This window comes from Devosia sp. J20-27, assembly GCF_055808595.1.
Genome location: NZ_CM147875.1, coordinates 1,416,789 through 1,434,838 on the forward strand (window position 1 = coordinate 1,416,789; position 18,050 = coordinate 1,434,838).

The window sequence follows — 18,050 nt, forward strand, 5'->3', positions numbered from 1 at the left end:
CTGCCGAGGCGGCCTGTCCATTGCTGTTGCTCGCCTTTTTCATCCGGAGCCGAAGATGCCCGAATTCGTTCGTGACGCTGCAAGCCTGCACTACGAGATCGTCGGATCCGGCCCACCGCTGCTGCTGATCGCCGGTACGGCGAGCGACGGCGCGAGTTGGGGGCCGCTGCTCGAGCGGCTGCCCAACCGGCAGCTGCTGCTGCTCGACAATCGCGGATCGGGCCGCAGCCGCGTCGAGGGGCCGCTGGAGATCGGCGAGATGATCGATGACGCGGCGGCTCTGCTCGGGCATCTGGGTATCGACAAGGCTGATGTGGTTGGCCATTCGCTCGGCGGCTTGCTGGCGCTCGGTCTTGCCGCCCGGCATTCTAGCAAGGTCAATCGCGTGGTGACGCTGGCGGCGGGCACCATCTCGGCCAAGGAACGCGTGCTGTTCAAGGATCTGGCGCGGCTCTACCCCACAATCGCGCCGCAGGACTGGTTTCGATTGCTGTACCAGTTCCTGTTCTCGGCGCCGTTTTTTGAGGATGCGGATCGCGTCCAGGCTGCGGCCGAGGCCTCGGCGAGCTACGCCTATCGGCAGTCGCCGGCCGACTTCGCCCGGCAGGTCGCGGCCATCGAGCGCTTTGGCGGGATCGATCTTTCGGCCGTTGCCGCGCCCGTGCTGGCGGTGGCGGCCGAACGCGATCTGCTGGCGCCGCCGGCGGCTGTGGTGCGGTTGCATGCCGGGATCGCGGGGCACGAGATGATCACCCTTGAAGGTTGCGCACATTCCATCCATTGGGGGCGGCCTGACGCGGTTGCGCAGGCGATTGTCGGGTTTCTCGGCAAGCCGTGACGCCCGGCCGGCGTTGCCGCCTCCGGTTGGTGTGTGGTGGATCGGGCCCCGAGGCGCTTGCCGTCTCTGGGTATGATAATAACGAGACGGTAGCCGCCTCGGGGAACCGGGTTTTGTGGCATTGTCCCGCGCTTCGGGAGACTGGAGCCCGACTTGCCGCCCCTTTTCAACTCCGTGCACTTGGCCCAGGGGCGTGAGACGACTCCCTTCCCCCTCCCGGCAGTCCCCTCCGCAAGCGTTCGTCGCGCTTCCCGTCCGTCGCGGGGAGATGGGGGGAGAGTACGCCGAGCGGTGAGGGCGGGGACAAGTTTTGCGACGGGGCTGGATCATCGTGCTGCGTCAGTGGCTTGGAGGTGTCGTCGGTGCGGGAGATGACATCGACGGGATGAATGACCCATCGTGGCTCCCGCCCCCCACCCCGGCCCTCCCCACAAGGGGGAGGGTGGCGGAGGGGCTGGTGGGGATATCGCAAACGCTGGCGTCTACTGGGTCCCGGCCTGCGCCGGGATGACGGCGGTGGGGGTGGCAGACCATGTGCAACCTTAGCAGAGAGACCTCATCCTGAGCCTGTCGAAGGACGAGGTCGGGTGCACCGCAGGGTCGGGCCCCGATGCAACCCCTCGTGGTTCGACAGGCTCAACATGAGGGGGCTCACCATGAGGGGTGAGAGAGATGTGCAGCGGCGGTCGTGCGCCGCACGCCAAGGCTTCCTCCTCGACCCATACGGGGACGAGTGATTGGCTCAGGCGAGCAGCCACTCATGTTCGGGGGCGTTGTGGAATTTCCAGGTGCGGCGGGGGCCGGCCATGACGTTGAGATAGTAGATGTCGTAGCCGGCAATGGCGGCGACCGGGTGGTAGCCCCTCGGGACGAGGACCACGTCGCCGTCCTCGATCAGCATGGTTTCGTCGAGCGCGCGGTCATCGGTATAGACGCGCTGGAAGCCATAGCCCTGCGGTTTGGAGAAGCGGTGGTAGTAGGTTTCCTCGAGCAGGCTCTGGCGCGGCAGGTCGTCCTCGTTGTGGCGGTGCGGCGGGTAGCTGGAGGTGTGGCCGCCGGGGGTGATGACCTCGACCACCAGCAGGCTGTCAGCCGGCTGGTCCTCGGGCAGGATATTGGTGGGATAGCGCGTGTTGGTGCCCTTGCCGCGGGTCAGGCGCTCGGCCTGATCGGGACCGATGAGGCGGGCGGGACGGGCGCCGGGCGTGCCGGGGGCGGAACAGACGGCGGCCTCGAGCGGGGTCAGGGCCTCGATATGCCAGCTGGCGCCGGCGGGCGCGTAGACGGACCAGGGCTGGCCCTCGAAGGGGCTCATGCGTTCGCCGGCCAGAAAGGTCTGGCCATCGACAGTGATGGCGGCGCGGCCGGAGACGAGGACAATGCAGACCTCGCGATCGGGCAACATGCCCTGGGCGACGTCGCCGGCATTGGGCAGGCGATGCAGATCGAAGCCGACATGGGTCCAGCCGGCGCTTTCGGGGGTGACGTGATGCACGTGGCCGATGGGCGCCTGCGGCTTAACTTTCAGGTTTGGCATCTTTGTCCTGCTGCTTGAGGGCGGCGAGCGCCTTGTCGTAATTGATAAAGAAGGTCCAGACGGCGTAGCCGAGCATGGCGATGGTGACGACGCCCCAGAACTGGTCGTGATTGAACAGCCATTCCCAGACCGACCATGCGGCGATGATCAGCAGCACGATGACGCGGCGGTAGAGCGGCTCGAACCAGGCCAGCGTCAGCAGGCCGGGTTTCTTGCTGGTGCCATTGTCGTTGGTCAAATCTCAGTCTCCAGAACAGGTCAGCGGACGGGGAAGCCCTGCGTCTCGACAGTGTAGCCCGCCGCAGTCATCACCCGCATCAGTTCCTTATAACCCACCTGCGCCATCTTGAGCGGCGGATTTGCCCTGGGGTCCTGTTCGGCCTCGACGACGAACCAGCCCTCGTAGCCGTAGTCGGCCAGTTTCTGGACGATGGCGCCGAAGTCGAGCGAGCCGTCGCCCGGGACGGTGAAGGCGCCGAGCGCCACGGCATCAAGGAAGGACTGTGTGCTGCGGTCGAGGCTGTCGACGACGGACCGGCGGATGTCCTTGACGTGCACATGGGAGATACGCGCGTGATGGTTGTCGATGGCGCGCAGCACATTGCCGCCGGCAAAGGCGAGGTGACCGGCATCAAGCAGCAGCGGGATGCCGGGGCCGGAATGACGCATGAAAGCATCGAGCTCGGGCTCGGTCTCGACGACGGCGGCCATGTGATGGTGATAGGCCAGCGGCATGCCCTCGGCGGCGCACCATTCGCCAAAGCTGGTGAGTTTTCGGGCGTAAGAACGCATCTCGTCGTCGGAGAGTCTTGGCTTGGTGGCCAGCGGCCTGCTGCGGTCACCCTGAATGGAGCGGCCGACTTCGCCATAGACGATGCAGGGCGCATCGACGGCCTTGAAGAGCTCGATCATGGGCTGGATACGGGCCTGGTTGGAGGCCAGATCGTCGTCGACCAGGGTGCCGGAAAACCAGCCGCCGCACAGCGTCACGTCGGCGGCCTTGAGGATGGGCAGCATGACCGCGGGATCGTCGGGGAAGCGGCGGCCCTTCTCCATGCCGGTAAAACCGGCCGAGCGCGACTGGCGCAGGCATTCCTCGAGCGAGACGTCGTCGCTCAGTTCGGGCAGATCGTCGTTCCACCAGGCGATGGGCGACATACCGAGTTTGGCTTTCATCTTTGGTCCGCTTCCTGCTTCGTGCTGGGGCTCACCCCCTCCCGGCCTCCCCCATCAAGGGGGAGGTGTGTATCGCGTGTGTGGCACTATCTCGCCCAGCCACCGGCGGACACGGGAGGGCTGAAGCCTCGCGCGCTGACGCCTAGAGCCTCTGCCCCTTGAGCGCCGCCTCATACTCCTGGCGCGCCTTGTTGACCTGGGGGCGGACCGAGACTTCGGGGACGGCGACGTCCCACCAGTGGCCGCCTGCGTCGGTGGCGATCAGCGGGTCGGTGTCGATGACGATGACCGTGGTGCGCTCGATGCCGCGGGCCTCATCGAGGGCGGTCTCGAGTTCGCTGACCGAGCCGACCTTGCGACTCCAGGCGCCCATGGAGGCGGCATGCATGGCGAAATCGATCTCGGGCAGGACCTCGTGGCGGGTGTCCTTGAGCAGGTTGTTGAAGTTGGCGCCGCCGGTGGCCATCTGCAGCCGGTTGATGCAGCCGAAGCCGCGATTGTCGAGCACGACGATGGTGAGCTTTCTGCCGATCATGACCGAGGTGGCGATCTCGGAATTCATCATCATGTAGCTGCCGTCACCGAGCATGACGATGACGTCGTGATCGGGCTTGGCCAGCTTGACGCCGAGGCCGCCGGCGATCTCGTAGCCCATGGTCGAGTAGCCGTATTCCATGTGGTAGCTGCCGGGGGCGCCGGCCGGCCAGAGCTTGTGCAGTTCGCCGGGCAGGCCGCCGGAGGCGCAGACCAGGGTGGCCTGCGAGCCGCGGGCGCGGTGCACGGCGCTGATCACCTGCGCATCGGACGGCAGGGCATTGGTGGGGTCGGTCACCGCCTTGGCGGCAGCGAGCCACTCGGTGCGTGCCGATGCGGCGGTGGAGAGCCAGGCGGCGGGCGCGGCCCAGTCGCCCAGCCGGGTGTCGAGCGCCTCGAGGCCAGCGCGGGCGTCGGCGACGAGCGGCATGGCGCGATGCTTGCCGGCGTCGAAGGCCTGCGTGTTGAGGCCGATGATCCGCACGCCCTCGGCCTTGAACAGGGCCCAAGAGCCGGTGGTGAAATCCTGCAGGCGCGAGCCGACGGCGAGGACGACATCGGCCTGTTCGGCCAGAAGGTTGGAGGCGGACGAGCCGGTGACGCCGACCGAGCCCATGTTGAGGGCGTGGTCATGCGGCAGGCTGGACTTGCCGGCATTGGTCTCCATGACAGGGATGCCGTGCCGCTCGGCGAAGGCCTGCAGCGCCGGGGCGGCCTCGGAATAGAGCACGCCGCCGCCGGCGATGATCACCGGCTTTTTCGCGGCCTTGAGCGCGGCGAGGGCGGCATCGAGCTCGCGGGCGTCGGGCTGCGGGCGACGGGGAACCCAGATGCGTTCGGCAAAGAAGCTCTCGGGATAGTCGTAGGCTTCGGCCTGCACGTCCTGGCAGAGGCTGAGCGTTACGGGGCCGCATTCGGCCGGATCGGTGAGCACCTGCATGGCGCGGTTGAGCGCCGTCATGATCTGCTCGGGACGGGTGATGCGATCGAAATAGCGCGACACCGGGCGGAAGACGTCATTGGCCGAGACGGTGCCGTCGCCCCAGTCCTCGACCTGCTGCAGTACGGGGTCGGGGGCGCGGTTGGCAAAGACGTCGCCGGGGAGCAGCAGTACCGGGATGCGGTTGACGTGGGCGAGGGCGGCGGCGGTGACCATGTTGGTGGCGCCGGGGCCGATCGAGGAGGTGGCGACCATCATGCGGCGGCGGAAACTGGCCTTGGCAAAGGCAACAGCGGCATGGGCCATGCCCTGCTCGTTATGGGCGCGCCAGGTCGGTAGCTCGTCGCGGACCTGATAGAGGGCCTCGCCGAGGCCGGCGACATTGCCGTGGCCGAAAATGGCGAAGACGCCGCCGAAGATGGGGACCACGCGGCCGTCGATTTCGGTCTTCTGCATGGTGAGGAAGCGCGCCAGCGCCTGCGCCATGGTGAGTCTTGTCGTCCTGGTCATGGCGTTCTCCCCTCGCTGTGGGCGGGGCCTACCCCCTCCCCAGCCCTCCCCACAAGGGGGAGGGTGTTGTTCCGTGTCTTTGGCACGATCGTGCCCCTCGCTCTGCCGTGCACCGCCCCCCTTGTGGGGGAGGTTGGGAGGGGGGTGAGCCGAGTGCCCGAAGCCATCAACTTCCCTCCCACGCGGCGACGAGCGTGGCAAACTTGTCGGCCATGTCGGCAATCGCCGCGTCGTCGGACATGGTGCCAGCAAACCACGCCTTGGCGGCATCGGCAAAGATGGTGCGGCCGACGGCGAAGCCGCGCACGGTGCGGGCGGCCCTGGCGATGTTGAAGTCGGCCCGGAGCGTGTCGATGGGCGCTTCGAGGCCGAGCATGACGACGCCGCGGCAATAGGCATCGCGGCTCTCGATGACAGTGTCGACCTGGTCCCAGGCGGCGGCACTCGGTTGCGGCTCGAGCTTCCACCAGTCGGGCTTGAGGCCGGCGTCGTAGAGTTCGGACATGGCAGTGGCCGCGGTGGCGTCGGTGACTTCGCCGTGCTTGGAGGCGATGATCTCGATCAGGATCTCGCGACCGATCTTGCGCGCGGCATCATAGGCGGTGCGCAGGGTGTCGATCTGCGCGCGCTTGAGGTCGGCGGGGTCGTCGGGATGGTAGAAGCACAGCACCTTGAGACAGTGGGTGGCCGGCCATTCGACGAGACGGCTGCCGACGTCCTGGGAGAACTCGAACTGCAGCGGGCGGCTGCCGGGGAGTTCGAGCGGTCGGGCGACCCAGAAGTGCTCGGTGGAGCCGGCAGCAAAGAGGGCATCGCGGCCGTATTTGTCGTCGAGCAGCATGCCGAAGCCGGGGCGGCCGTCGGCGACCTTGAGCGCGGCCTCTGCGGCCAGCGCCTTGAAATGCGGGATGCGGTCGAACTGACCGGGGCCGGCGATATCCTCGATCTGCTTGCGGTGGTCGATGGCCAGTGCCATCAGCCGGGGCCAGGCGCCGCGGCGGGTGGTGGCCCAGTGGATGTGGTTGAGATCATCGTCCTGGCGCAGGGCACGGTGCTTGCTGCCATGGGCGAGGAAGTAGCTCAGCTCGTCCGAGGTGGGGTATTCCGGAGCGCAGAGCAGGCGGGAGACGGCGAAGGCGCCGCAGGCATTGGCCCAGGTCGCACAGGTGCCGAGCGGCTCGCCCTTGAGCCAGCCGCGGAGGAAGCCGGACATGAAGGCGTCGCCGGCACCGAGGACGTTATAGACCTCGATGGGGAAGCCCTTGCCGACGATGCCCTGCTCAAGGTCGCCGGGGATGGCGCCGTCATAGACGATGCAGCCCATGGCGCCGCGTTTCAATACGATGGTGGCGGAGGAGACGGCGCGGATGGCCTTGAGGGCGGCGAGCAGATCGCTTTCACCACCGGCGATCAGCACTTCTTCCTCGGTGCCGACGATCAGGTCGCAATTGCCGAGGATCGGCTTGATCCTGCCGGTGACGTAGTCCGACTTCACGTAGCGGGAAAAGCCGGCCTCGTGGCCGGCGAGGCCCCAGAGATTGGGGCGGTAGTCGATATCGAAGATCACCTTGCGGCCATGGGCCCGGGCGATGCGGATGGCCTTGAGCTGGGCGGCCTCGGCGTTGGGGGTGGAAAAGTGCGTGCCGGTAACGACGATGGCGCCGGCCGAGGCGATGAAGGCTTCATCGATGTCGGTCTCTGCGAGGGCCATGTCGGCGCAATCGGTGCGCACGAAGACCATGGGCGAGACGCCTTCCTTTTCGACAGCAAGGAGGACGAGGGCGGTCAGGCGGTCGGGGTCGGAGACGATGCCGGCGGTGTCGACGCCCTCGCGGGTCAGCTGTTCGGTGATGAAGCGGCCCATCTGTTCGCCGCCGACGCGGGTGACGAGGGCCGATTTCAGGCCGAGGCGGGCGGTGCCGATGGCGATATTGGCGGGGCAGCCGCCGACCGCCTTGGTGAACGAGGCGATATCCTCGAGCCGCGAGCCGATCTGCTGGCCATAGAGGTCCACCGAAGCACGGCCGATGGTGATGACATCGAGCTTGGCGTCCGGCATATTGTCTCCCCCAAGCGTCACTCTGGACAGGTTTCTGGCGTCGTTGTATCCCTCGCGAGAATGAAACGTCAATTCTGAAATAGAACAACTTCGGAATAAACGTTCCAAATTCAGTAATGAGGCATTTTCGTGATCAGTTTCGGAATCCTGGGTGCGGGACGTATCGGCAAAGTGCATGCGCGCACCATTGCGGAGTCGGGGCGGGCGCGGGTGGCCTTTGTCGCCGATGCGATGGCCGATGCCGCAATATCGCTGGCGGGCAGCGTGGGAGCACAAGTGGCCTCGGTCGAGGCGGTGCTTGCCTCCGATGTCGACGCCATCCTGATCGCGACGCCGACCGATACGCATGCCGATCTGATCGAGCAGGCGGCGCGGGCCGGCAAGGCCATTCTCTGCGAAAAGCCGGTGTCGCTGTCGGTCGAGCGGATCGAGCAGTGCCTGCCGGTGGTGGAGACGGCCGGCGTGCCGCTGATGGTCGGCTTCAATCGCCGCTTCGATCCGAATTTTGCGGCGCTGCAGCAGCGGTTGCGGGCCGGCGAAATCGGCGAGGTGGAGCTGGTGACCATCATCAGCCGCGATCCGGCACCGCCGCCGGTGAGCTATATCGAGCGCTCGGGCGGGCTGTTCCGCGACATGATGATCCATGATTTCGACATGGCGCGCTTCCTCGTGGGCGAGGAGTTCGTCACCGTGCATGCGCTGGGCGGCGCGCTGGTCGATCCGGCGATCGGGACGGCGGGGGATGTCGACACGGCGTCGGTGCAGATGCAGACGGCGTCAGGCAAGATAGCGGTGATCACTAATTCGCGGCGCGCCAGCTATGGCTATGACCAGCGCATGGAAGTGCATGGGTCAAAGGGCATGCTGCGCGGCGGCAATGTGCACATGACGACGCTGGAACGCGCCGACGGCTCGGGTTTTACCCAGGACGTGATCCAGAACTTCTTCATCGACCGCTATGTCGCCGCCTATGCGGCCGAGGTGAACAGCTTCATCGACGCAGTGATCGGCGGCGGCAAGCCGACCCCGTCGGGTCACGACGGGCTGATGGCGCAGCGGCTGGCGGAAGCGGCGACGGCATCGCGCAAGAGCGGGCAGGCAGTTCGGGTCCAGAGCTAGAGCTAGAGCTAGAACTAGAACTTAGAACTAGAACGGGGCTCTCCACCCCCCCCCTCCCGGCCTCCCCCGCAAGGGGGGAGGTGAGCAGGGCCGGCGCAGGGCGTCACAGACTAATGCGGGGCTTGGCGGGCGTGACGGGGTTGCCTAGTGTGGCGGCACCCACCTTGCGAGTTCCCAAATGACAGACCCCTACGCTACCTCATCCCTTGCCGGAAAAATTGCCGTCGTCACCGGTGCGGCGCAGGGCATCGGGGAGGCGACGGCGCGGCTGTTCTGCGCCCGCGGCGCGGCGGGCGTGGTGCTGGTCGATGTGCAGGCCGACAAGCTCAAAACGGTCGAGGCATCGCTGACGGCGGCGGGCCACAAGGCGATCGCCGTGCCGACGGACCTCGCCGATGCCGAGGCGGTGGCGCGGGTGATGCCGGCGGCGGAGGCCGCCTTCGGGCGGGTCGACATCCTCGCCAATATCGCCGGGCTGACCGACCGGGGCGGCATCACCGACACCGACCTGGCTTTGTTCGACCGGATGTTCGCGGTCAATGTGCGGGCGCCATTCTTCCTGATGCAGGATGCCATCGCCATCATGCGGCGCGAAAAGTGCGATGGCACGATCGTCAATATCCTTTCGGTCAATGCGCATGTCGGGGCGCCGAACCTGGCACCCTACAGCGCCTCGAAAGGCGCCATGCTGACATTGACCAAGAACACGGCGAACGCGGTCAACTGGCAGCGCATCCGGGTCAACGGCATCCTCTTGGGCTGGGTGGATACGCCGGGCGAGCACGTGACGCTCAAGACCTATCACGATGCGCAGGAGGGCTGGCTGGAGGCGGCGGAAAAGAGCCGGCCGTTCGGCAAGCTGCTCAAGCCCGAGGATGTGGCGCGGCAGGTGGCGTATCTGGCGAGCGCGGAGTCGGCGCCGATGACGGGCGCGGTGATCGACTATGAGCAGACGGTGTTCGGCGGGCATGGCGGGCCGCCGGTGGCCTATCCGGGGCGGAAGTAAGCGCGGGTTTGCGCTGGAGGTGAGACAGGTCCACTGGCGGTGCCCCCTCCACCGGCGGCGCCGGTCCCCCTCCCACGTGGGCGGGGGAGGATCAGGAGAGATCGGGTTGCAGGTCGTGCCAATCAGGTGCCGGAGCGGCGGCCGGCGATGGCGACGGTGAGGGTCATGGCGAGGGCCAGGGTGGCGGCCATGGAGCGGAAGCCTTCGAAATTGGCCTCGACCACCTCGAGCCAGACATCGGCATTGGGGGCGATGGGCGAAAAGATGGAATCGGTCAGCGAGACGATGCGAGCGCCGCGCGCCTTGGCGGCATTGGTGAGGCTGACGGTTTCGTTGGAATAGGGCGTGAAGCTCACCGACAGCATGGTGTCGCGGGCGGAGATGAAGCTGGTCTGTTCGGCGCCGAGGCCGGCGATGCCATCGACGAGGATGTGGCGGATGCCGAGCTTGCCCATGGCATAGGCCATGTAGGAGGTGATCGGAAAACTGCGGCGCAGGCCAACGAGATAGATGGTTTCGGCATCGGCCAAGAGGGTGATGGCGCGCTCGAGGGCGGCGGGATCGGCCTTGTGGCGGAAGTCGGCGACCGAGCGTTCGGCGGCTTCGGCAAAACCATCGAGCAGCAGGCCGGCGCGGCTGGCGGCGAGGCCGTGCTCGCGCAACTGCTTGAGACGTTCGTCATAGCTCGGGACTTTGTCGCGCAGGCGAGCGCGAAAGACGTCCTGCAGGTCGGAAAAACCTTGATAGCCAAGGGCCTGGGCAAAGCGCACGAGGGTCGACGGCTGCACGCCGGCATGGGTGGCGACGCTGGCGGCGGTGCCGAAGGCGATCTCGTCGGGGTTCTGCAGGGCATAGGTGGCAACCTGGGTCAGGCGGCGCGGCAGCGTGGCAGCGCGCTCGCCGATCAGGGTGCGGAGAGCCGCGAATTCGCGCGGGGCGATGTCCTCGACGGCGTCCTCAGCCACAAATCGGCCCCGTAGATGAATGCAACCTGAACGTCATGGACGATGCTCCCGAACTGACCGTCGGCGCGCAACACTGCGTGCACTGTCACTCTAGCGGCCAGGGCGTCGTTCCGGAATGGAATAAAAATTCTATCGACAAATTTGCGCCGCCGGCTTTTCTGAAGGTCGGTTGGAGGGAGTGCAGACGATGGACAGCATTGGCGTCGGACTGATCGGCACGGGCTATATGGGCAAGTGCCATGCGCTGGCCTGGAACGGGGTGGGCCCGGTATTCGGCGAGACGCTGCGGCCGCGGCTGGTGCATCTGGCCGAGGTGAACGCCGAACTGGCGCAGCGCAAGGCGGAGGAGTTCGGCTTTGCGCGCGCCAGCGGCGACTGGCGGGCGCTGATCGCCGATCCGGAGGTGGAGGTGGTGTCGGTGACGACGCCGAATGCCTTTCATGCGGAGATGGCGATCGCGGCGCTGCGGGCGGGCAAGCATGTGTGGTGCGAAAAGCCGATGGCGGTGGGGCTGGCCGATGCCGAGCGCATGGCGCAGGCCGCCGCTGCGTCCGGCAAGGTGGCGGTGCTGGGCTACAACTACATCCAGAACCCGGTGATCCGGCATATCGAGAAGCTGCTGGGCGAGGGCGCCATCGGCGAAGTGAACCATGTGCGCTTCGAGATGGACGAGGATTACATGGCTGATGCCGAGGCGGCCTTCACGTGGAAGAGCGAGGCGGCTTCGGGCTACGGGGCGCTCGACGATTTCGGCGTGCATCCGCTCAGCCTGCTGCAGCGCCTGTTCGGCGGCGTCGAGGCGGTGCTGGCGCAGATGTCCAAACCCTATGCCGAGCGGCCGCTGGCCGATGGCGGGCGGCGGGCCGTGGAAAACCACGACGTGGCGGTGGTGCTGCTGCGGCTGCGCGGCGGAGTTTCGGGGGTGATGGCGCTCAATCGCGCCGCCTGGGGGCGGAAGGGGCGGATCGCGCTGCAGATCTTCGGCTCGAAAGGGTCGATTACTTATGACCAGGAGCGGATGAACGAGTTTGAGCTGTTTGTGGCCGACGGGCGGGCCACCGAGCAGGGCTTCCTCACCGTGCTGACGGGGCCGCAGCATGCGCCCTACGAGCGGTTCATCCCGGCGCCGGGGCACGGGCTGGGGTTCAACGAGCTCAAGATCATCGAGTGCCACGAACTGCTGAAAGCGGTGCGCGGCGAGGCAGCGCGGGTGGTGGATTTTGCGCGCGGGCTGGAGATCGAGCGGGCGGTGCATGCGATGGCGCGCAGCCATGACGCGGGGCGGTGGGTGGAGGTGTGACGGAGGCTTCTGCCTGGGCCGCGCAGCCGCTAGCATTGCGCGAAGCAGCGGGAGGTGCAGATGCCGAAGATCGATATGGGTGCGGTACCCAGTGAGCCGGGTTCGGGTTATCCGAAGCCGTTCGATACGCCATGCATGGGGCGGTTACGGCAACGGCTCGGCGATGCCGGGGGCATTGCGGACTATGGGCTCAACATCATGTGGCTGCCGCCGGGCAACTGGTCGAGCCAGCGGCACTGGCACAGCCACGAAGATGAGATGGTCTTCGTTCTCGAAGGCGAAGTGGTGCTGATCGAGGATGGCGGCGAGACGGTGCTCAGGGCCGGCGACTGCGCGGCCTTTCCCAAGAACAGCGGCAACGCCCACCACATGATCAACCGCTCCGGCACGGATGCGGTCTATCTCGAGGTCGGCTCGCGGCACCCCGACGACATCACTACCTGCGCCGATATCGATTTAAAGAGCGCCAATACGGATGGGGTGTGGCGGCACAACGATGGTACGCCGTATCCGGGATAGTGCCATGATCCGCCTGGCCTTTTTGACTAGAGACGCCTGCTATACTTTCAGTCGGGGCCTCCCTCCCCCTTGAGGGGAGGGACGGGAGGGTGGGGGTCTATCAGTGATCCACCGCACCACCCCCACCCCTGACCCCTCCCCTCAAGGGGGGAGGGGGAGCGAGGGGCCGGTGGAACTGCGAGGCTTCTATCTCAGGCGGCCTGCAGGGTGCCGGATGCGGTCCGGTTCTCGGCCCAGAAGATGAAGGCCGAGGCGAGGATGATGAGGGCGGCGCCGGGCCAGAACCAGACCGAGGAGACCTGGCCGAGGATGACCCAGCCGACGAGGGCCGAGAGCGGCACCTTGAGATCGCCGAAGGGCTGCAGGTAGGTGGCGTCGGCGACCTTGTAGGCATAGGCGAGGAGATATTGCGCCGCTGCTGTCAGCGCCCCGAGCAGCAGGAGCAGCCAGAGCGCGGTGCCCGTGGGGATGGAGAAGACGTTGTCGGTGAGGCCGGCCGGCAGCGTGCCGGGAGCCACGAGGCCGAGGGCCCAGACGGCGAGCAGGATCAGCAGGTGATTGGGGGTCACGAGGACCAGCAGCGAGACGGTGAGGGTCTCGGGGCTTTCGCCGCGCTTGCTGAGGGCGCGGGTGAGGATGTCGGTGGTGGCCCAGAGGAAGGCGGCGGTGATGGGGATCAGCGCCGACCAGCTGAGGCCCTCGCTGCCGACGCCGGAGACGATGATGGCGCCGACAAAGCCGACGAGGCCGGCGGCGAGGCGGGCGGGCGAGGCCTTTTCGCCGAGGAACAGCACGGAGCCGAGGATGATGAAGAGCGGGCCGGTGGCGAGCAGCGTCACCATCTGCCAGATCGGCACGCCGGTGGCGAAGCCATAGACGAAGACGTGGACGCCGAGCGCCGAGACGAAGGCGCGCAGTTCATGGGCCAGTGGATAGCCGGTGCGCAGGTTGCCGATGCCGATGCGGAGGATGAGCGGCAGGAACAGCACGCCGGCAATGACATATTGCCAGAAGGCCATGCCGGTCGAGCTCATGCCGAAGCCGCCATAGTCGACGGGGGTGGGTAGCACCGACTGCAGGAGATTGGTCGCGGCGAAGGCGAGGCTGGCGACGACCATGAAGGCGGCGCCGGTGGCAGTGCCGCTGCGGGGAGTCGAGGTGATCTGGTTCAATTTTCGATCCTTTCGTAACCAGAGCTACCTCAGGGGTTACGAAGATCGACGCCGGCAGACGCCATGACCGCAACAGGCCATGACGCCGGAACACCAGCGTTAATCCCCGTTCTCTCTCATCCGGACTATACCGTCGGCCCCGGGATCGCACCGGAGTCTGCTGACCTCTCCGGGGGGCTGGCCGCGGCCATTTCCGGAAAGCGCTCGCGGGCTGGAGGGAGACCCTCATTACCGCCGGTGGGGAATTGCACCCCGCCCTGAGAACGTTTGTCATCGTCAGATGACGACGGAGAAATAAGCCGATCAGGGGCAGAGGGCAAGAGGCGGGGGCAGAACGGGTTGTTCCGGCGGGGTGAACAGTGGCGGCCGCTGGCGCGGAGATTTGCCGATGCCGTCCGACATGGCCTATATGGCTCAGGCAATATTGTTTGGCTATTTCAACGCCGTGGGGGCGACCAATGGATTTTCTGGCAGGGTTCTGGGCGGAGCTATCCAAGTTCAACGGGTTTGCGGTGGAGGTCGCCGTCGGCGTGGTGACGGCGCTGATCATCGCGGCAGCAGGTTATATCTACAGGCGTCAGCACCGGTCGGTGATCAAGCAGATCACCCGGCCGTCCGATCCCGATATCGGCGCCATCGAGTATCTGCAGGGGCTGATCTTTCCCGAAAACGAGCTGGATCCGCCGGGCGTGCTGGCCGAGAAGATCCGTCACTCGAACTTCGACATCATGAAAAAGCCCAACAGCACGCAGTGCCTGATCCTGCTGTGTCACAAGGTCAACGGGCAGATCAACGGCTACATCTCGGCGGAGTATTTCGTCGAAAGCCGGATCATTTTCTTCTGGTACCTGGTCAGCGTGCACCCGCGGAAGGTCAGTGCTGCGATCAGCAGCATGGACCGCCAGGGCAAGGCGCTGGCCGATGCCTATGACAAGGAAACGGCGCTGCTGCTGATCAAGCGGCTGAGCGCGATCTGCAACAAGATCGGCAAGCCGTGGCGCTATGTGATGGCAGAGGTCGACAGCGAAGACCCCAAGAACGCCCTGGCGCGGTTGGCGCAGTTCCAGGCCTATCGCAAGGCCATCCTCAACCAGATGCGCGAGCAGGGCATGACGGCGAGCAATGCCAAGCCCAGTGCCGTGTCGAAGGTGGACATCGACTTCATGATGCCGCTGCACGAGCCGGGAATGCTGGCGCAGGCCGAAGCGCACGAGACTCCCGCCTGGCTGGTGATTGCGGCGCAGCGGCAGATCGAACTGGCCTCCAGCGAGGACGGCTATGTGCTGACGCGGGCCGATGCGGAGGCGATGCTGCGGGCGCTGCAGAAGTCCTACACGGATGCCGACGAGAAAGCCTACAACAGCTATCTCGCCGCGTTCTACGGCCGGCTGATCGACAAGCTGCCCGACTACTGCCGGCTGCAGCAGCTGCGCAGCGAGATCATGAAGCCGCGCCCGAAGCCGGCGGTCGAGAAGGTCTTGCCGTAGGCCCTAGCCGGAGCGTGGCCGGCGCATCTGCAGCAGCAGGGCCGCTCCGACGCCGATGGTGACGATGGCGATGATGATCGTGCCCAGGGCGTTGACCTCGGGCGCGACGCCCAGGCGGGTCTTGGAGAAGATGATCATCGGCAGGGTGGAGGAGCCGGGGCCGGAGACGAAGCTGGCGATCACCAGGTCGTCGAGCGACAGTGTGAAGGCGAGCAGCCAGCCCGAGATCAGCGCCGGGGCAATGATGGGCAGGGTGATGTCAAAGAACACCCGCACCGGGCCGGCGCCAAGGTCCATGGCAGCTTCCTCGAGCGACAGATCGAGATCGGCAAGACGCGACTGCACGACGACCGTGACGTAGGCGGTGCAGAAGGTCGAGTGGGCGATGATGATGGTCAGCATGCCGCGGCCATGCGGCCAGCCGATCAGTTGCTGCATGGTGACAAAGAGCAGCAGCAGGGCGATGCCGGTGATGACATCGGGCATGACCAGCGGGGCCGAGACGGTGGCCTGCAGCAGGGTCTTGCCGCGGAAGCGGCGGAAGCGGACGAGGGCGACGGCGCAGAGCGTGCCGAAGACGAGGGCGATCGAGGCGGCGATGGCGGCGATCTGCAGGCTGAGCAGGGTGGCGGGCAGCAGTTGCGGGTCGGCCAGCAGATCGGCATAGGACTGAGTAGAGAAGCCTGACCAGACGGTGACCAGCCGGTTGGCGTTGAACGAGAAGATCACCAGCGAGATGATCGGCGCGTAGAGGAAGATGAAGCCGAGCGTGGCGGTGAGCGGCAGGAACCAGCGGTTCTTTCCCATCAGCGGCGGCCCTCCACGACGGCGTTCTGGGCGCGCTGCATCAGCATGATCGGGATGACGACCAGCACCAGCATGACGAAGGCCAGCGCGGCGGCGCGCGGCCAGTTGGTCTTGGCGAAGAACTCGTCCCAGAGGATGCGGCCGATCATCTGCGTGCCCGGGCCGCCGAGCAGCGAGGGGATGACGAACTCGCCGATGGCGGGGATGAAGACCAGCATGGCGCCGGCGACGACGCCGGGCATGGAGAGCGGGAGAGTGATCGAGAGGAAGGTGCGGATGGGGCGGGCGCCGAGATCGGCGCTGGCCTCGAGCAGCGCGCCGTCGAGTTTCACCAGGTTGGTAAAGAGCGGCAGGATGAAGAAGGGCAGATAGGAATAGATGATGCCGACATAGACGGCGAAGTCGGTCTGCATCATGACCAGCGGCGGGATGCCGAACAGGCCGATGAACTGGTTGATGACGCCTTCGCCGCGCATGAAGCCGCTCAGCGCATAGACGCGCAGCAGGAACGAGGTCCAGAACGGCAGGATGACCAGCATCAGCAGCAGGTTGCGCCAGCGGTCGGAAGCGCGGGCGATGGCATAGGCCATCGGATAGCCGATGAGGATGGCAAAGAGGGTGGAGATGCCGGCAATGCGGATCGAGGAGAGGAAGGCATTGAGATAGATGCCGGACGGGTCGGTCAGCACGCGGATGTAGTTGGAGAGGTGCAGGGTGAGCTGCACCGTGCCGTCCTCGGTGGTCAGAAGATCGGAAAAGGGCGGCTGGCCGAACTTCTTGGTGGCCAGCGAGATGCCGAAGACCACCGCCAGCGGCACGAGGAAGAACAGGCCCATCCAGATGGCGGGCGCAGCGATGACGAGGGCGCGGCCGGAAATGCCGAGCGCCTTGAGCGGGTGATGCAGCCAGTCCTTCTTGGCGCGCTCGGTCAATTGGTGAGCACCGAGCCGGAGGTGTCACCCCACTGGCACCAGACCGGTTCGTCCCACTTGATGGCATCGGGATCGCCGCGGCGGATATTGGTCTTGGTGACGCGGATGCGTTTGCCGCTGTCGAGAATGATCTGGTAGACGCTCATGTCGCCGAGATAGCCGATATCCTCGACCATGCCGTGGGCGAGGTTGGCATCGCCCGCCGGCCTGTCGCGGCTGAGCTGGATCTTTTCGGGACGGATGGCGTACCAGAGCGTCTGGTCGGGGGCGCATTCGACGCCGTGGCCGACATAGATGTCGCCGCCCAGTTCGGTGGAGCGGATGCGGACGTGATCGGTAGCGTCCTCGGTGACGACGCCCTCGAACATGTTGACCGAGCCGATGAAGCCGGCGACGAAGCGGGAATTGGGGAACTCGTAGATCTCGGTGGGTTCGCCGATCATGGCGATCTCGCCCTGGTTCATCACGCCGATGCGGGTGGCGAGCGACATCGCCTCTTCCTGGTCGTGGGTGACGACGATGAAGGTGACGCCGAGGGTCTCCTGGATCTTGACCAGCTCGAACTGCGTCTCCTCGCGCAGCTTCTTGTCGAGGGCGCCGAGCGGTTCGTCGAGCAGCAGCAGCTTGGGGCGCTTGGCGAGGGCGCGGGCGAGAGCGACGCGCTGGCGCTGGCCGCCCGAGAGCTGGTGCGGCTTGCGCTGGCCATAGGCGTCGAGCTTGACCAGCCGGAGCAGTTCATCGACGCGTTCGGCGATCTGGGCGCGCGGCATGTTTTCGCGGCGGAGGCCATAGGCGATGTTGTTCCACACGGTCATGTGCGGGAACAGCGCATAGGACTGGAACATCATGTTGATCGGGCGGCCGTAGGGCGGCACGTCGGCCATGTCCTGACCGTCGATCTCGATGCTGCCGGAGGTGGGGGACTCGAAGCCGGCGAGCATGCGCAGCAGCGTCGACTTGCCCGAGCCGGAGCCGCCGAGCAGGCAGAAGAGCTCGCCCTTGAAGATGTCGAGCGACAGATCATCGACCGCGGCGATGTCACCGAACTTCTTGGTGACGTTGCGGATGCGGACAAAGGGCTTTGCCGCCGGGTCGCGCCAGGGTCGGGTGTCGGCTGCGGACTTGGGTTTGTTGGACATCGACGCTCGA

The 18,050-nt window shown here is 66.2% G+C and carries 16 protein-coding genes and 1 riboswitch; of the genes, 6 read left to right on the forward strand and 10 right to left on the reverse strand.

The genetic code is table 11. The annotated features are described in order from the left end of the window. The first annotated feature begins 55 nt into the window (after positions 1-55). The gene (locus AC0L4C_RS06920; protein WP_473402890.1) at positions 56-838 is read left to right on the forward strand and encodes an alpha/beta fold hydrolase; all 783 of its coding nucleotides are present in this window, start codon (positions 56-58) and stop codon (positions 836-838) included. A gap of 742 nt (positions 839-1,580) precedes the next feature. Here AC0L4C_RS06920 and iolB read toward each other — a convergent pair. The 5 genes from iolB to AC0L4C_RS06945 all read right to left on the reverse strand — a co-directional run bounded on the left by iolB (position 1,581) and on the right by AC0L4C_RS06945 (position 7,594). Beyond that, positions 1,581-2,375 (reverse strand): 5-deoxy-glucuronate isomerase, encoded by a 795-nt coding sequence (iolB, locus tag AC0L4C_RS06925; RefSeq protein ID WP_473402891.1) that lies wholly within the window; start codon positions 2,373-2,375, stop codon positions 1,581-1,583. After that, positions 2,356-2,613 (reverse strand): hypothetical protein, encoded by a 258-nt coding sequence (locus tag AC0L4C_RS06930; RefSeq protein ID WP_473402892.1) that lies wholly within the window; start codon positions 2,611-2,613, stop codon positions 2,356-2,358. The genes iolB and AC0L4C_RS06930 overlap by 20 nt, the downstream gene beginning before the upstream one ends. A gap of 20 nt (positions 2,614-2,633) precedes the next feature. After that, positions 2,634-3,551: a myo-inosose-2 dehydratase gene (iolE, locus tag AC0L4C_RS06935; protein WP_473402893.1), complete on the reverse strand. Its 918-nt coding sequence runs from the start codon at positions 3,549-3,551 to the stop codon at positions 2,634-2,636. Positions 3,552-3,693: 142 nt separating this feature from the next. Next, positions 3,694-5,535, reverse strand: coding sequence for a 3D-(3,5/4)-trihydroxycyclohexane-1,2-dione acylhydrolase (decyclizing) (gene iolD / locus AC0L4C_RS06940; RefSeq protein ID WP_473402894.1), 1,842 nt, complete (start codon positions 5,533-5,535; stop codon positions 3,694-3,696). Positions 5,536-5,701: 166 nt separating this feature from the next. After that, the gene (locus AC0L4C_RS06945; RefSeq protein WP_473402895.1) at positions 5,702-7,594 is read right to left on the reverse strand and encodes a bifunctional 5-dehydro-2-deoxygluconokinase/5-dehydro-2-deoxyphosphogluconate aldolase; all 1,893 of its coding nucleotides are present in this window, start codon (positions 7,592-7,594) and stop codon (positions 5,702-5,704) included. A gap of 129 nt (positions 7,595-7,723) precedes the next feature. Here AC0L4C_RS06945 and iolG point away from each other — a divergent pair, with 129 nt between their 5' ends. Further along, positions 7,724-8,713: an inositol 2-dehydrogenase gene (iolG, locus tag AC0L4C_RS06950; RefSeq protein WP_473402896.1), complete on the forward strand. Its 990-nt coding sequence runs from the start codon at positions 7,724-7,726 to the stop codon at positions 8,711-8,713. Positions 8,714-8,891: 178 nt separating this feature from the next. Further along, a complete protein-coding gene (locus AC0L4C_RS06955) occupies positions 8,892-9,719 on the forward strand; it encodes an SDR family oxidoreductase (protein ID WP_473402897.1) in 828 nt (275 codons plus the stop codon). A gap of 122 nt (positions 9,720-9,841) precedes the next feature. On the opposite strand, the gene AC0L4C_RS06960 is transcribed toward AC0L4C_RS06955, so the two are convergent. Next, on the reverse strand, positions 9,842-10,684 hold the full coding sequence (locus AC0L4C_RS06960; RefSeq protein ID WP_473402898.1) for a MurR/RpiR family transcriptional regulator: 843 nt from the start codon (positions 10,682-10,684) through the stop codon (positions 9,842-9,844). Between the two features lie 187 nt (positions 10,685-10,871). Here AC0L4C_RS06960 and AC0L4C_RS06965 point away from each other — a divergent pair, with 187 nt between their 5' ends. Together AC0L4C_RS06965 and AC0L4C_RS06970 are read left to right on the forward strand one after the other, a co-directional pair. Further along, on the forward strand, positions 10,872-11,984 hold the full coding sequence (locus AC0L4C_RS06965) for a Gfo/Idh/MocA family protein (protein WP_473402899.1): 1,113 nt from the start codon (positions 10,872-10,874) through the stop codon (positions 11,982-11,984). A 60-nt stretch (positions 11,985-12,044) separates the two neighbouring features. Further along, the gene (locus tag AC0L4C_RS06970) at positions 12,045-12,503 is read left to right on the forward strand and encodes a cupin domain-containing protein (RefSeq protein WP_473402900.1); all 459 of its coding nucleotides are present in this window, start codon (positions 12,045-12,047) and stop codon (positions 12,501-12,503) included. A gap of 191 nt (positions 12,504-12,694) precedes the next feature. Here the strand turns inward: AC0L4C_RS06970 and AC0L4C_RS06975 are convergent, their stop codons facing one another. Next, positions 12,695-13,675 carry a DMT family transporter gene (locus AC0L4C_RS06975; RefSeq protein ID WP_473402901.1) on the reverse strand — a complete coding sequence of 327 codons (981 nt, stop codon included), beginning with the start codon at positions 13,673-13,675 and terminating at the stop codon, positions 12,695-12,697. 104 nt (positions 13,676-13,779) lie between these two features. Next, a riboswitch (FMN riboswitch) is annotated at positions 13,780-13,944 on the reverse strand. Between the two features lie 189 nt (positions 13,945-14,133). Between AC0L4C_RS06975 and AC0L4C_RS06980 the strand changes: the two genes are divergently transcribed. Continuing rightward, positions 14,134-15,162 (forward strand): hypothetical protein, encoded by a 1,029-nt coding sequence (locus AC0L4C_RS06980; protein ID WP_473402902.1) that lies wholly within the window; start codon positions 14,134-14,136, stop codon positions 15,160-15,162. Between the two features lie 3 nt (positions 15,163-15,165). Here the strand turns inward: AC0L4C_RS06980 and AC0L4C_RS06985 are convergent, their stop codons facing one another. From AC0L4C_RS06985 to AC0L4C_RS06995, 3 genes are read right to left on the reverse strand one after another with little or no spacing between them, the layout of a single operon-like run. After that, entirely contained in the window at positions 15,166-15,969 is an 804-nt protein-coding gene (locus AC0L4C_RS06985) for an ABC transporter permease subunit (protein ID WP_473402903.1), read from the reverse strand. Then, complete coding sequence (locus AC0L4C_RS06990) at positions 15,969-16,901, reverse strand: ABC transporter permease subunit (protein WP_473402904.1); 933 nt, start codon at positions 16,899-16,901, stop codon at positions 15,969-15,971. Before AC0L4C_RS06990 ends, AC0L4C_RS06985 begins: the two co-directional genes overlap by 1 nt. After that, complete coding sequence (locus AC0L4C_RS06995) at positions 16,898-18,040, reverse strand: ABC transporter ATP-binding protein (RefSeq protein WP_473402905.1); 1,143 nt, start codon at positions 18,038-18,040, stop codon at positions 16,898-16,900. The genes AC0L4C_RS06990 and AC0L4C_RS06995 overlap by 4 nt, the downstream gene beginning before the upstream one ends. Between the last annotated feature and the right edge of the window lie 10 nt (positions 18,041-18,050).

Excerpts from the sequence above, each read along its gene's own strand:
- iolB (WP_473402891.1), bottom strand. The coding sequence starts at position 2,375 with ATGCCAAACCTGAAAGTTAAGCCGCAGGCGCCCATCGGCCACGTGCAT.
- AC0L4C_RS06970 (WP_473402900.1), top strand. The coding sequence starts at position 12,045 with ATGCCGAAGATCGATATGGGTGCGGTACCCAGTGAGCCGGGTTCGGGT.
- AC0L4C_RS06955 (WP_473402897.1), top strand. The coding sequence starts at position 8,892 with ATGACAGACCCCTACGCTACCTCATCCCTTGCCGGAAAAATTGCCGTC.
- AC0L4C_RS06945 (WP_473402895.1), bottom strand. The coding sequence starts at position 7,594 with ATGCCGGACGCCAAGCTCGATGTCATCACCATCGGCCGTGCTTCGGTG.
- AC0L4C_RS06985 (WP_473402903.1), bottom strand. The coding sequence starts at position 15,969 with ATGGGAAAGAACCGCTGGTTCCTGCCGCTCACCGCCACGCTCGGCTTC.
- iolE (WP_473402893.1), bottom strand. The coding sequence starts at position 3,551 with ATGAAAGCCAAACTCGGTATGTCGCCCATCGCCTGGTGGAACGACGAT.
- AC0L4C_RS06965 (WP_473402899.1), top strand. The coding sequence starts at position 10,872 with ATGGACAGCATTGGCGTCGGACTGATCGGCACGGGCTATATGGGCAAG.
- AC0L4C_RS06980 (WP_473402902.1), top strand. The coding sequence starts at position 14,134 with ATGGATTTTCTGGCAGGGTTCTGGGCGGAGCTATCCAAGTTCAACGGG.
- AC0L4C_RS06920 (WP_473402890.1), top strand. The coding sequence starts at position 56 with ATGCCCGAATTCGTTCGTGACGCTGCAAGCCTGCACTACGAGATCGTC.
- AC0L4C_RS06995 (WP_473402905.1), bottom strand. The coding sequence starts at position 18,040 with ATGTCCAACAAACCCAAGTCCGCAGCCGACACCCGACCCTGGCGCGAC.
- iolD (WP_473402894.1), bottom strand. The coding sequence starts at position 5,535 with ATGACCAGGACGACAAGACTCACCATGGCGCAGGCGCTGGCGCGCTTC.